The sequence below is a fragment of the Allobosea sp. NPDC055332 genome, from assembly GCF_053645455.1.
Map to the genome: position 1 here is coordinate 224,840 of NZ_JBSHMO010000006.1, position 11,910 is coordinate 236,749.

Genomic DNA, 11,910 nt, shown 5'->3' on the forward strand with positions numbered 1-11,910 from the left:
GATGCGCACCCCGCAGACGCCGCACCCGCGCCGCCTGCGCCCTGGGCCAGCGCCCCTGTGTGACTTATGTCTTTTCATTGGTTGATCCTGCTCGCGGCCATCGCCGTGGAGCTGCTCGCGACGTCGGCGTTGAAGGCCTTTGTCGCGGGCCCGGTCCTCGTCGCGGTGCTGCCGCTCGCGCTGATCGGATTGTCCTTCGCCCTGCTCAGCGTCGCCTTGCGGGTCATTCCCATGGCCGTCGCCTATGCGGTCTGGGAAGGCCTCGGCATCGTCGGCATCGCCCTGATCGGCCATGCCTTCTTCGCCGAGCATCTGACGGTCTCGCGCATTCTGGCGCTGGCCCTGATCATCGGCGGCATCGTGCTGCTGGAACGCGGCGTCGGTCACGACGCTTCCGAGGAGGACGAGCGGAGGCTGGTGTGACCTTCGCCGCCTCCGCGCAAGCCTTCGCGCTTGCCTGGCTTGCACTCGCCGTTGCCCTAGAGGTGATCGGCACCAGCCTGCTCAAGCTCTCCGACGGGCTGAAGCGCCGCCTCGTCGGCGCCCTCGGGGTGCTCTGCGTCGTCGGCGCCTTCGCCGCCCTGGCGCAGGCAATCCGCGGCATGGACCTCTCCGTCGCCTATGCCGTCTGGGGCGGCGTCGGCCTCGTCCTGACGGCCGTGGTCGGTACGCTCGCCTTCGGCCAGCGTATCCGCCCGGCTGGCTGGCTCGGCATCGCGCTGGTCGTCGCCGGCGTGGTCGCGCTCAAGCTGTTCTGACCGGGCGGCGCCGCCTCAGTTCAGGAACGGGTTCTTCCACCCGCCCTGTTGGGACGGCGCCTTCGGCGGAAAGACCTGGGCGAGATAGTCGAGCACCTTCTCGCGCTCGTCCGCGGCGGGCGCCGGCATGTTGTGCTTGCTCACCATCCAGTCGAGCGTCTCGCTCCATTTTTCGCGGCTCAGCCCCTGGGCCGCGACCAGCTTGAAGTTGTGGCAGGCGATGCAGGCATAGAAGGCCTCGTCGCGGTTCGGCCCGGCCGGGAACATCTCCGGCGTCTCCTCGGACGGGGCAGGGGCCTGCGCCAACGCCGAGGATGCGGCGAGGAGAAGCCCCGCGCCGAGGCCAAGCCCGGCGCGGCGGATACGTGCGATCATGGCGCTCACCCGACCAGCACCGCGACCCGGTGCATCGGATTGGCGCCATAGCCCTGCGGGTTCCAGCCGCCGGCGACATGCGGCTGCGCCCGACCCTTGCTGTCGGTGGCACGGACCCAGAGCTCGTAATAGCCGTCTGACGGCAGCTCGACCTCGGCGGTCCAGCGCCGCCAGTCATAGCGGTTGCGCGGCTCGGCCGCCTTGGCCGGCTGCCAGGTCGCGCCGAAATCGATGGATACGTCGACCCGCGAGACGCCCTCGTGCCCGTCCCAGGCGGCGCCGCGCAGCGGAAGCTTGCGCGTGCCAGCGGCGAGGCGCGTGCCGTTGGCCGGATTGGTGATGATGCCGCGCACCGGCATGTCGGTCATGGTGCGCATGTTGGCGTCGTCGGTCTTGCCGCCGGGGATCATCGGCTTGATCGCGACCGAATAGGAGGTGCCGCCCATGCCCTGGCCGTCATGCACCTTGTCGCGGATCGCGATCCGCTTCAGCCATTTATGCGAGACCGAGGCCGGGAAGCCGGGGATGATCACGCGCAGCGGCCCGCCATGGACGGCCGGTAGCGGCTGGCCGTTCATCCCCCAGACCAGCAATGCATGCGGCTCCAGCGCCGCCGCGATCGGCACGCCGCGCGAGATCGCATCCTTGCCCGCCTCGCCGGAGAGATGCTGGTCGGCGCCGTAATTGCCGGTATGGACCGCGGTCGACTTCAGGCCGGCGCTCTGCAGGACGTCGGCGAGCGGCACACCGGTCCATACGGCGCAGCCGGCGCCGCCATTGGTCCACTGGTTGCCGCGCGCCTGCGGCTGGAAGAAGGAGCGGCCATTGCCGCCGCATTCCAGCACCGTGCGGAAGGTCTTGTGGGTGAACTTCTGCTTGAGCTCGCCGAGCTTGATCTTCAGCGGCGCGTTGACTTCGCCGTCGATGGTCAGTTCCCAGGCGTCGCCCTCCGTGAAGGCGTCCGGCGTCTGGCCGTTGTTGCGGATGAAGAACTTCTCGAACGGCGTGGTGTCGTCGTCGAGCAGGTGCTCCGGCGTCTCGGCGACGAGCGGCCGGTCGCCGAGCAGGATCAGGCCCTTGGCCTTGCCGGGGAAGTCGAGCAGTTGCGGGCCCTTCGGCGCCGCAGACGCGGGGGCGGCGGAGGGCGCAGGGGAGGCGGGTGGCGCGCTTTGCGCCAGGGCGGCCGGGATCAGGCCGGCCGGCATCTGCTCCGAGAACGGGATCGTGCCGCCGACGGCGGCGCCCATCGCCGCGAGCCCGGCACCACCGAGAAAGCCACGGCGCGAGGAACCGGTGCGGCGGCCAAAGGCGAGCGCGTCGCCGCGTTCGGGATCGTCGCCATAGAGTTCGCTCAGGGACCGTTCCTGCTTCGCCATGGTGTCCTCCTTCGCGGCGGCGTCACTGCGCCGGCGTTCAGGAACAAGACGTGCGACGATGCCGGATCATTCCATCCGAGGCGAAATTATTGTCGCGCAATCAGGCGAGGCAGGGTTGGGCGCTGCGCCAGTCGCTTTGCAGGGCGGTGCGCAGCGGCTCGACCTTGTCCGCCGGCTCGCTCGTCAGCGCCTTGATGAAGCCGGCGATCAGCTCGAAACGGGCCGGCGGCATCCCGGTCGCGATCAGAAGATAGCTCTGCTCGCCGGCATTCCAGCCTGCCAGCGTCGGGGCCGCCTGGTCGGGCGCGGGAGCGGGTTCCGTCTGCGGGCTGACATGCAGGCTGAGCCGGCAGCCGCGCGCGCCGACGAAACCGATCCTCACCTGGCCAGCCGCCGAGGTCGCCTGCCAGACCGGCTGCAGGCCGAGGCGGGCGAGCTCGGTCGCGACGCGTGCAGTGGCCGCCGGTGCGATCGCCGCGGTGGGCTGGAATGGCGCTGCGATCGCAAATTGCTCATGCGCCGCCAGGGATGCCGCAAGGAAGGTCTCGGAGGCATCGCGTCGCAGCAGCATTGGCGTCAGCGCAACGGCTGTCGCGATGACAAGGGCGGCAGCGATCGACGCAGCCTGTCGCCAGCGCGGCCACGGCCGGCTCGACAGCGTCGGCAGGGCCGGCGGCGCATCGTCGGCCGGCAACCCTTGCAATTCCTGCTTCAGCCTGACGATGCCGCGCAGCGCTTCCGCCGCCTCGGGCGAGGCCGCCAATCGCTCCGCCATGGCGCGCTGCTCGGCCGGCGCCAGCTCGCCATCGGCGAAGGCGTTGAGCGTCTTCCAATCCTCGGATTGGTGCGGATCAGCCTGATGCGGCATGGCGAGCCGGGAGCACGCGGATATTGGCTCCCCCTATGATCGAAAGCAGCATGGCCCGGGCGCGCGACAGGCGGCTCATGACGGTGCCGGCCGGCACGCCCGTGAGCGCTGCCGCTTCCGCATAGCTGAAGCCGTCGAGATCGACCAAGACCACCACCTCCTTCATCGCGACAGGCAGCTGTTCCAGCGCCTGCCGCACTGTGATCGCGCTGAGCGCGCGTTCGTCGAATCGCCAGTCGGCCGGCTCGGGTGCTTGCGTTCCCTGCTCGCGCTGCTGCCGCCGGACCTGGTCGATCAGCAGGTTGCGCAGGATGCTGTAGAGCCAGCGGCGATAGGCGGGGTCGTCCGCCGGTTCGCTCCTCGCCGTCAGCACCCGCAAGGCGGCTTCCTGCGCGGTGTCGGCCGCCCGCTCCCGGTCGCGCGTCAGCGCACAGGCATAGCGGAAGAGCCGCCCCCATTCGCGTTCGAGCCGCGCGCGGCGCGCTGCTGCCTTGCGTTCGTCGCGCCACATGCTCGCGCCATCCGAACCGGTTGGAGCCGCGAGCGGACAGGGCCAACGCCGAGGACCCGCGACGCGGACAAGCATAGGGAAGGATTCGCGAAAGCGGAACCGAGGCGTTCGGGAGCCTGTCGGCCGTCAGCCGGTTCGCCTGACGAGCGCGGCGCGATAGGCGTCGAGCACGCCGTCGACCATGGCGTCGAGGCGGAAATTCGCCCTGACATGCGCGGCGAGGTCGGTGGCTTCGGCGAGGCGCTCCACGGCCGGCGTCGCCAGCGTCTTCCGGATCGTATCGGCCAGCAGCGTCGGCTCGTTGGGTGCGATCAGCCGGCCGGCATGGCCGGGGCCGTAGATCTCCTTGATGCCGCCGACATCGGTCGCGATCAGTGGCTGTGCCGCGGCTGCCGCCTCGAGAATGACATAGGGCAGCGATTCCGCCCGCGACGGGATCACCATCACATGCGCCTTGGCGAGTGCGGCACGAATCGGTCCCGGCGGCTCGAACACGCATTGCGCCGAGACGCCCTGGTCGACCGTCATCTGCCGCAGCAGCGCCTCGTCCGGCCCGGAGCCGACGATCAGGATGCGCGGCGTCAGCCCGTCGCGGCGTTTCAGCAGCGCCAGCGCCTCGATCAGCGTGTCGACGCCCTTGGCCGAGCGCAGCTCGCCCAGATAGACGAGGTCGAATTCGGCCTTGGCATGGTCGATCGGCTCGAACTCGGCCTCCGAGATGCCGTTCAGGACGATGCGATGATCGGTGCGCGGCTTGTGCCCGACATGGGCCTCGAAGCGCCCGGCGATGAAGGCGCTCTCGAACAGGAACATGTCGGTCGCCGGTTCGAGCAGGCGCTCGATCGCCATGTAGATGCGGTGTTCGGCGCTGCCGGGCTTGTAGTTGAAGCTGCCACCATGCGGCGTATAGGCGGTGACATAGGCTCGCCCAGGCGCGACCAGAGCGGGCAGGCGCGCATAGACGCCACCCTTGGAGCCGTGCGCGTGGACGATCTGCGGCGCGATGCGCTTGCGGGTCGTCACCGCCGATGCGAGGGCGCGCATGTCGGTGAGGCTCGGATAGCGCGACATCGGGACGCGCGTCACGCCGAGCGCCAGCTGTGGCCCGAGTTCGGCGAAGACCTGGTCGGCGCGCGCTCCGCCCGTGCTCGAATCGCAGAAGATGCCGACCGCGTGGCCGCGCGCGATCTGGCCGCGGGCGAGGTCGAGCGCATGCCGGAACAAGCCGCCGAGCGGCGCACGGAAGACGTGCAGGATCGTCAGGGGAGCGGAGCCGGCCGCGGCGGACATGGGTCTCAAGACCTCCGGCGCGCTCAGAACCAGCGTTCCTTGATCACGATCGTGTCACCGGGCCTGACCGGATAGGTGATCGGCACCGTGCCGGTGACGAGCTGGCCGTCCATCAGCCGGGTGACCTCGGCGTAATTGCGCTGGCCGCGCGGCGTGAAGCCGCCGGCGATCGCCACCGCCGTTTGCACCGTCATGCCGTTGACGAAGGGGAACTGGCCGGAATTGGTGACTTCGCCGAGTACGAAGAAGGGGCGGTAGGCGTCGACCTCGACCGAAACCTTCGGCTCGCGCAGATAGCCGGCGCGCAGGCGTCCTTCGATCGCCCGCTCGAGCTGCTGTGTCGTGCGCCCTTGCGCATCCACCGCGCCGATCAGCGGCATCGAGATGCGGCCGGCGCCGTCGACGGCGTAGATGTTGGAGAGATTGTCCTGGCCGAAGACGATGACGCGCAGCTTGTCGCCACTGGCGAGCTGGTAGGGCGCTGATGTCTCGACCGCGAATTCCGGCGCAGCGACGCGCGGCGCGCAGCCGGACATGGCGAGCGCGGCGGCAAGCGCCAGACAGACGGGATGTCTACTCATCATCACCGGCGGACCCATCGAGACATGTTCCTAGGGATAGGTCGTCATGGTTAACAAAAGCTGATCGAGCCAGCGCTTCGCCGCATGATCGGGCTTGCTGCTCTTAACTCGCCACTAACCTTAATGGGCTCACATGACGCTGCGTCTCTCGGGGGCGCGAGAGTTCTGCGTGAATGGAAGCCTCATGACCGCTCGCTACGACACCGTTGCGGCCGCCGGCGAGAGCCGCTCCGATCTGCTCGACCTGCCGGCGCTCTGGGCCGCGATCAAGGCGCGCAAGCTCTGGATCATCGGGCCGACGCTGGCTGCGCTCGGCCTGTCCTTCGTTGCGGTCAATGTCGTCACGCCGCGCTACACCGGCGAGGCGCGCCTGCTGCTCGAGAACCGCGACAGCTTCTATACGCGGCCGGGGCAGGCGGGGGGCGAGAGTTCCGGCCAGCAATTCGACCCCGAGGGCGTGCAGAGCCAGGTTCAGGTCATCATGTCGCGCGACCTTGCGCGCGAGGCGATCAAGCGCATCGGCCTGGTCGGCAATTCCGAATTCGATTCCGGCGCCGGCGCGCTCGGCGCGCTGAAGAAGGTCGGCGTCCTCCTCGGCATCGGCGCCCATCCGGCCGACCGCTCGCCGGAGGAGCGGGTGCTGGAGAAGTATTACGACCGGCTCCTGGTCTTCCCGGTCGGCCGCTCGCGCATCGTCTCGATCGAGTTCACCTCGCAGGACCCGGTGCTCGCCGCCAAGGCGGCGAACGAGATTGCCGCCGTCTATCTGGAGATGCAGGAAGCAGCCAAGCAGGACACCGCCCGTAGCGCCTCCTCCTGGCTCTCGACCACGATCGAGCCCCTGCGCAAAAGGCTGGCGGAATCGGAAGCCAAGGTCGAGGAGTTCCGCTCCCGCCACGGCCTGCTCGTCGGCGCCAACAACACCACGATCACGGCCCAGCAGCTCGCCGACCTGTCGACGCAGCTCTCCAATGCGCGCAACCAGCAGGCCGAGTCGCAGGCCAAGGCCGCGATCATCCGCGATGCGATCAAGGCCGGGCGCACTTTCGAGATTCCCGACGTCGCCAACAATGACCTCGTCCGCCGCCTGATCGAGCAGCGCGTCAACCTGCGCGCCCAGCTCGCGCTGGAATCGCGTAACCTCCTGTCGGAGCATCCGCGCATCAAGGAGCTGAACGCCCAGCTCGCCGATCTCGAAGGCCAGATTCGCGCCGCCGCCGAGCGCGCCGTGCGCACATTGGAGAATGAGGCCAAGATCGCCGGCCAGCGTGTCGAGAGCGTCACCGCGGCGCTCGAAGGCCAGAAGAAGACCGCCTCGGGCGCCAATGACGACGAGGTTCAGCTCCGCGCGCTCGAGCGCGAGGCACGCACCCAGCGCGAGCAGCTCGAGCAGTACATGCTGCGCTATCGCGAGGCGCTCGCCCGCGACGCCCAGAACGCGGCCCCCGCCGATGCGCGCGTCATCTCGCGCGCCATCGAGCCGACGCAGCCCTCCTTCCCGAAGAAGTTGCCGACCATTCTGGTCGCGACGCTGGCGACCTTCCTGGTCGCGCTGGCCGCTGTGATTTCGCGCGAGCTTCTGAACGGTGGCGCATCGACGCCGGCTGAGGATGCCCCGCTCCGCAAGGGGCCGAACCGCGGCGCGCCGAGCTTCGGTACGCCGAAGGACGAGGAGGCGGCCAGGGAGGAGGGCGAGGCCCAGGCGCCGCCGCCGCAGCCGCGCCGCGAGCGCATCGCCGGCCTCCTGACCCATGGCGGGCGCATCGGCCAGCTTCATCTCGATCTCGCCGATCCCGATGCCGGGGCGGCCGAACTCGCGGCTACCGTCAACAAGGCGAGCGACGACCATGCGCCGCTCGTGCTGGTGCTCGACGGGGCCGAGCCGGGCGAAGCCTCGCCGCGTGCTCTGGCGCAGCTCCTCTCCGAACGCAGCCGCTGCATCCTGGTCGATCTCGCCAGCGATGGCCGCGACCAGGCCGGTTTCTCCGAACTGCTCGCCGGCGAGGCGATGTTCTCCGACATCATCACCCGGCAGGAGGATTCACGCCTGCACGAGATCGCGCCGGGCCGGGCCGGGCGCGAGGCGGTGCTGGCGGCGCCCGACATCGTCGACGTCGCGCTGGATGCGCTCTGCGAGACCTATGACTGGGTGCTGGTCGCGACCGCCTCGACCGACGAGGCCGAGGTGCTGTCGCCACTGCTGGCCCGCGCACAGGGCGCGCTGGTCATGGCCGGCCATGCCGGCAACGGCCACGCGGTCGAGGCAGCCTACCGCCTCACCGATCTCACCGGGGCGCCGATCGTGCTCGTCACGGTCGATGCGCCGGAGCGGGCCGAAATGGTCTCGCAGGACAAGGAGCCGGTTCCGGCCTGAGCATCGGACCGAAAAGTGGGGGCCACTTTTCGGTCCGATGCTGTGACCGACAGATCGTCGGCTACCAGAGGTTCTTGCCGTCGATCACGCTGACCGGGACGGCGCCGAGGTCGAAATCGTCGAGCACGCGCGCGTTCACCGCGACCTTCGGATTGTCGAAGTCCGGCTCGCCGCTCGACCAGTCCGGCGACTCGGTGAAGGTGGTGCAGCCACAGGCGCCGCAGAAATGATGCGCCACCATCCGGCTCTGCCAGCGATAGGTCGTCAGGTTCTCGCGCGGCGTCAGCAGCCTGAACTGCGCCGGCTTGTGGTAGCTCCACAGCGCGCCGCGCTTGGAGCAGATCGAACAGGTGCAGGCCGTGACCTCGGTCACCGGTTCCAGCACCTCGAACTTCGTCGCGCCGCAATGGCAGCTGCCGCTGATGATCGTCATGTCGCCCACTCCTTGAAGAGTATGCGGACAGATCAACCTCAATTTCTTGTCAGTACCTGGCAGGAGTGGGTTACTCGTCCTGCTCTGCTGGTTTGCGGCGTCTCAACCAGCCAAGGACGCGTTGCGCCGTCTTCAGGGCGAGAGGCGAGGCCTTGATCCGCCGCTTGAGCGCCCGCTTGGCCTGGCTGTAGCCGGCATAGGCCCGTCCCTTCGCCGTCAGGGGGAAGAAGGTGTCGACCAGTTCGTCGCTGTCATCGCAGATCGTCGTCTTGTAGCGGGCTTCGCCGATACCGAGGTCGAACATGGTGAGGCCGGCCTGGCATTTGCGCTTGATCAGCTCGACCAGGAGGATCTCGCCGGGACTGGTGCGGGCCGCTTCCGAGCCGAGGTCGAAGGATGTCGCCATGCCGGAGAAGCGCTCGTCCTGCACGGCGCCGACATAGGTCGCGACCGATTGGCCCGCGAGGTCGAGCGAGTAAAGCTCGATCGCCGGTGGCCGGCCGGGTTGTCCGATCGCGCCCTGACGCAGGAAGGCGCGGATGGCCGGTGTGGCGAACGGGTCGGGCAGGCCCATCTGGGCGAAGCGCGCGGCCTTCTGCGCCAGGAAGGCGTCGAGCACGCGCTCGATCTCCGTTTCGCTGCGCGCCTGGACCAGTTCGGACGGACCGAACTCGGCGAAGCGGTTGCGCTTCGTTGTCAGCTTCTTGCGCGCATGCTTGCTCATCGAGCGCCTGAGCGTGCCGTCGCAATCACCGGGGTCGAGCGCGAGCTTGTAGGCGCGGCTCGGGCTCTGCCCGGCGGCGAGCCCGGCCGGCGGGTTGGCGATGCCTTGCCAGGCGGCCGGCTGGTTGATCAGGAACAGCGCGTCGATCCCGCCGATCGCCGCGCCGACTTCCTTGAGCAGCAGTTGAGTGGTCGCTGCATCGAGCGCCTCGGCGAAGCCCGGCTGGTAAAGCGCCATGTGATAATTGGCATGCTTGCCGCCGATGAATTCGGCGAAGCATGTGCCGAGGCGCCGGGTGATCACCAGCGGGAACAGGGCCAGCAACGCGCCATGGCCGTCCTCGACGCGGACGAACCGGAATAGCTGGCCCTCGGCCCGCCCGATCGTCTCGACGTAAGGGCGTACCCAGTCATAGGCCTGGTACGGCGTCACCAAGGCCTCGGCTTCGAGCGCCCGCCAGTCCGCTTCCAGGGCCGCGATGTCACTGCTCGCCCGGATCTGGGCCCAGGGACGCGCCTCTTCCTCCCGACGCAAGGCGGGGATGGCGGACGTATCGGGCGCACGATCGGCGACGGCGGACATGCCCTTTCCTTAACCCGGCATTGTGAACGGACCTGCCACTGTCGCGGACGTTGCAAGACAGCTTCGCCAAACAGCGTTAGCGAAGGGTTGAATCGATCTCTCGGAGACGCCGGGCATGAGCCTGCGCCATAAGGCTTTTTCGGCCGCCTTCACGGCCATCGCGGCGACCGGCGCCGATCGCTGGGGCAGGGGGCTCGCCCAGGGCAAGGGCGCGATCCTGACGCTGCACCATGTCCGCCCGGCGACGGCGAACGGCTTCCGGCCGAACGGCCTGCTCGAGATCACGCCGGAGTTCCTCGACCGGGCGCTGACGCTGATCCGGGCCGAGGGCTACGACATCGTCTCGCTCGACGAAGCGCTGGCGCGGCTGGCCGATCCGCGGCCCGGTCGCTTCTTCGTCGCGCTCACCTTCGACGATGGCTATCGCGACAATCTCGACCATGCCTGGCCAGTCCTGGCGAAGCATGAGGCGCCGTGGACGCTCTATGTGGTGCGCGGCTTTGCCGAGCGCACCGCACGGCTCTGGTGGCTGGAGCTGGAGGAGGCGATCCGGGCGCTGCCGCATGTCTCGGTCGAGCTGCCCGATGGCCGCTTCGACGCGTCAGCTGGAACCGATGCCGAGAAACAAAGTGCGTTCGACCGCCTCTACTGGCGTCTGCGCAAGGCGCCGGAAGCGATTCTGCTCTCGGTGATTTCCGGACTGGCAGCGCAGGCTGGCATCGACCCTGCCGCGCTGGTCGAGCACGAATGCCTGCCGGTCGAGACATTGCGCTCGCTCGCCGGCGCGCCCGGCGTCACCATCGGCGCGCATACGCTGAGCCATCCGATGCTGGCCAAGCATCCGGAGGAGGCCTCGCGCCGCGAGATCGTCGAGAGCAAGGCCTGGCTGGAGCAGGCGCTCGGCGCGCCGATCCGCCACTTCGCCTATCCGGTCGGCGATCCCACCTCCGCCGGGCCGCGCGAGTTCGCTCTGGCCAGGGAGGCGGGCTTCACGAGCGCCGTGACGACCCGGCCGGGCCATCTCTTCGCCGGGCATGCGGAGCATCTCCACGCGCTGCCGCGCATCTCGCTCAACGGCCTGCACCAGAGCGAGGCTGCGCTCAGGGCCCTGCTGTCGGGGCTGCCGTTCCTCCTGTGGAATCGCGGGCAGAGGTTACGGGTCGACTAGAGCGCGTGCCGCATCGCGACCGGAGCCCTGTGGTGCTCGCACCGGCGTCGCGCGGACGGAACGCTTCCGTGCCGGCGCGGCATGCTCTAGAGGAACAGCCGATTCCACAACGGTTCGGCTTGAGCGATGTACGACATCAGATGGATTCGCGAGAACGCTGACGCGTTCGACCGGGGCTTGCAGCGTCGGGGGCTCGCGCCGTTGTCGTCGTCGCTGCTGGCGCTCGACGACCAGCGCCGCTCCGCCATCGGCAAGTCTCAAGCCGCGCAGGAGCGCCGCAACGCCCTCTCCAAGGAGATCGGCAAGGCGATGGGCCAGAAGGACCTCGCTTTGGCCGAGCAGCTCAAGGCCGAGGTCACCTCGCTCAAGGAGCAGGTGCCGGCGCTGGAGGCTGAGGAGAAGGCCGCCGTCGAGGCGCTGAACGTAGAGCTCGCCGCGATCCCGAACATGCCCTTCGACGAGGTGCCGGACGGCGCTGACGAGCACGGCAACGTGCTCCTGCATGCGCAGGGCGTGAAGCCTGAAGAGAACGGTCGGCTCGCCGGTGTCAACCAGGCCAAGGAGCATTATGAGCTCGGCGAGGCGCTCGGCCAGATGGACTTCGAGACGGCCGCAAAGCTCTCCGGCTCGCGCTTCGTCGTGCTCGACCGGCAGATCGCCCGGCTCAACCGCGCCATCGGCCAGTTCATGCTCGATACCCATGTCGAGGAGCACGGCTACACCGAAGTCAACCCGCCGCTGATGGTGCGGGATGATGTGATGTTCGGCACGGCTCAGCTGCCGAAGTTTGAAGATGATCAGTTTTCGACAACCGGAACGCCAACGAGTGAGCTGCTGCATCAGTTTTTGTACGAAACCCTGAATGACGGG

12 protein-coding genes and 1 pseudogene are annotated in these 11,910 nt (G+C 68.7%); 5 read left to right on the plus strand and 8 right to left on the minus strand.

Features of this window, described 5'->3' with window-relative positions:
* Nucleotides 1-66: 66 nt before the first annotated feature.
* Together ACWIGM_RS29890 and mdtI are read left to right on the plus strand one after the other, a co-directional pair.
* Complete coding sequence (locus ACWIGM_RS29890; RefSeq protein WP_454029618.1) at nucleotides 67-423, plus strand: DMT family transporter; 357 nt, start codon at nucleotides 67-69, stop codon at nucleotides 421-423.
* Nucleotides 420-758 carry a multidrug/spermidine efflux SMR transporter subunit MdtI gene (gene mdtI, locus ACWIGM_RS29895; protein WP_454029619.1) on the plus strand — a complete coding sequence of 113 codons (339 nt, stop codon included), beginning with the start codon at nucleotides 420-422 and terminating at the stop codon, nucleotides 756-758. The genes ACWIGM_RS29890 and mdtI overlap by 4 nt, the downstream gene beginning before the upstream one ends.
* A gap of 15 nt (nucleotides 759-773) precedes the next feature.
* Here mdtI and ACWIGM_RS29900 read toward each other — a convergent pair whose 3' ends face one another.
* The 6 genes from ACWIGM_RS29900 to ACWIGM_RS29925 all read right to left on the minus strand — a co-directional run bounded on the left by ACWIGM_RS29900 (nucleotide 774) and on the right by ACWIGM_RS29925 (nucleotide 5,777).
* Nucleotides 774-1,133, minus strand: a complete 360-nt coding sequence (locus ACWIGM_RS29900; protein WP_454029620.1) for a hypothetical protein — start codon at nucleotides 1,131-1,133, stop codon at nucleotides 774-776.
* Nucleotides 1,134-1,138: 5 nt separating this feature from the next.
* A complete protein-coding gene (locus ACWIGM_RS29905; protein ID WP_454029621.1) occupies nucleotides 1,139-2,509 on the minus strand; it encodes a sulfite oxidase in 1,371 nt (456 codons plus the stop codon).
* A 100-nt stretch (nucleotides 2,510-2,609) separates the two neighbouring features.
* Nucleotides 2,610-3,377: an anti-sigma factor family protein gene (locus ACWIGM_RS29910; RefSeq protein ID WP_454029622.1), complete on the minus strand. Its 768-nt coding sequence runs from the start codon at nucleotides 3,375-3,377 to the stop codon at nucleotides 2,610-2,612.
* Nucleotides 3,361-3,888: an RNA polymerase sigma factor gene (locus tag ACWIGM_RS29915; protein WP_454029623.1), complete on the minus strand. Its 528-nt coding sequence runs from the start codon at nucleotides 3,886-3,888 to the stop codon at nucleotides 3,361-3,363. The genes ACWIGM_RS29910 and ACWIGM_RS29915 overlap by 17 nt, the downstream gene beginning before the upstream one ends.
* Nucleotides 3,889-4,014: 126 nt before the next feature.
* Nucleotides 4,015-5,178 carry a glycosyltransferase gene (locus ACWIGM_RS29920; RefSeq protein WP_454029624.1) on the minus strand — a complete coding sequence of 388 codons (1,164 nt, stop codon included), beginning with the start codon at nucleotides 5,176-5,178 and terminating at the stop codon, nucleotides 4,015-4,017.
* A gap of 23 nt (nucleotides 5,179-5,201) precedes the next feature.
* A complete protein-coding gene (locus ACWIGM_RS29925) occupies nucleotides 5,202-5,777 on the minus strand; it encodes a polysaccharide biosynthesis/export family protein (RefSeq protein WP_454029625.1) in 576 nt (191 codons plus the stop codon).
* A 166-nt stretch (nucleotides 5,778-5,943) separates the two neighbouring features.
* Between ACWIGM_RS29925 and ACWIGM_RS29930 the strand changes: the two genes are divergently transcribed.
* Nucleotides 5,944-8,133 (plus strand): GumC family protein, encoded by a 2,190-nt coding sequence (locus tag ACWIGM_RS29930; protein WP_454029626.1) that lies wholly within the window; start codon nucleotides 5,944-5,946, stop codon nucleotides 8,131-8,133.
* Nucleotides 8,134-8,194: 61 nt separating this feature from the next.
* On the opposite strand, the gene ACWIGM_RS29935 is transcribed toward ACWIGM_RS29930, so the two are convergent.
* Together ACWIGM_RS29935 and ACWIGM_RS29940 are read right to left on the minus strand one after the other, a co-directional pair.
* Nucleotides 8,195-8,566, minus strand: coding sequence for a GFA family protein (locus ACWIGM_RS29935; protein ID WP_454029627.1), 372 nt, complete (start codon nucleotides 8,564-8,566; stop codon nucleotides 8,195-8,197).
* 70 nt (nucleotides 8,567-8,636) lie between these two features.
* Complete coding sequence (locus ACWIGM_RS29940; protein ID WP_454029628.1) at nucleotides 8,637-9,872, minus strand: GNAT family N-acetyltransferase; 1,236 nt, start codon at nucleotides 9,870-9,872, stop codon at nucleotides 8,637-8,639.
* Nucleotides 9,873-9,987: 115 nt separating this feature from the next.
* Between ACWIGM_RS29940 and ACWIGM_RS29945 the strand changes: the two genes are divergently transcribed.
* Nucleotides 9,988-11,040 (plus strand): polysaccharide deacetylase family protein, encoded by a 1,053-nt coding sequence (locus ACWIGM_RS29945; protein WP_454029629.1) that lies wholly within the window; start codon nucleotides 9,988-9,990, stop codon nucleotides 11,038-11,040.
* A gap of 126 nt (nucleotides 11,041-11,166) precedes the next feature.
* Nucleotides 11,167-11,844 (plus strand): annotated as a pseudogene (locus ACWIGM_RS29950) (serine--tRNA ligase); the annotation flags it as partial.
* Between the last annotated feature and the right edge of the window lie 66 nt (nucleotides 11,845-11,910).

Excerpts from the sequence above, each read along its gene's own strand:
- ACWIGM_RS29925 (WP_454029625.1), bottom strand. The coding sequence starts at position 5,777 with ATGGGTCCGCCGGTGATGATGAGTAGACATCCCGTCTGTCTGGCGCTT.
- ACWIGM_RS29940 (WP_454029628.1), bottom strand. The coding sequence starts at position 9,872 with ATGTCCGCCGTCGCCGATCGTGCGCCCGATACGTCCGCCATCCCCGCC.
- ACWIGM_RS29910 (WP_454029622.1), bottom strand. The coding sequence starts at position 3,377 with ATGCCGCATCAGGCTGATCCGCACCAATCCGAGGATTGGAAGACGCTC.
- ACWIGM_RS29915 (WP_454029623.1), bottom strand. The coding sequence starts at position 3,888 with ATGTGGCGCGACGAACGCAAGGCAGCAGCGCGCCGCGCGCGGCTCGAA.
- ACWIGM_RS29920 (WP_454029624.1), bottom strand. The coding sequence starts at position 5,178 with ATGTCCGCCGCGGCCGGCTCCGCTCCCCTGACGATCCTGCACGTCTTC.
- ACWIGM_RS29945 (WP_454029629.1), top strand. The coding sequence starts at position 9,988 with ATGAGCCTGCGCCATAAGGCTTTTTCGGCCGCCTTCACGGCCATCGCG.
- ACWIGM_RS29935 (WP_454029627.1), bottom strand. The coding sequence starts at position 8,566 with ATGACGATCATCAGCGGCAGCTGCCATTGCGGCGCGACGAAGTTCGAG.
- ACWIGM_RS29930 (WP_454029626.1), top strand. The coding sequence starts at position 5,944 with ATGACCGCTCGCTACGACACCGTTGCGGCCGCCGGCGAGAGCCGCTCC.
- ACWIGM_RS29900 (WP_454029620.1), bottom strand. The coding sequence starts at position 1,133 with ATGATCGCACGTATCCGCCGCGCCGGGCTTGGCCTCGGCGCGGGGCTT.
- ACWIGM_RS29890 (WP_454029618.1), top strand. The coding sequence starts at position 67 with ATGTCTTTTCATTGGTTGATCCTGCTCGCGGCCATCGCCGTGGAGCTG.
- ACWIGM_RS29905 (WP_454029621.1), bottom strand. The coding sequence starts at position 2,509 with ATGGCGAAGCAGGAACGGTCCCTGAGCGAACTCTATGGCGACGATCCC.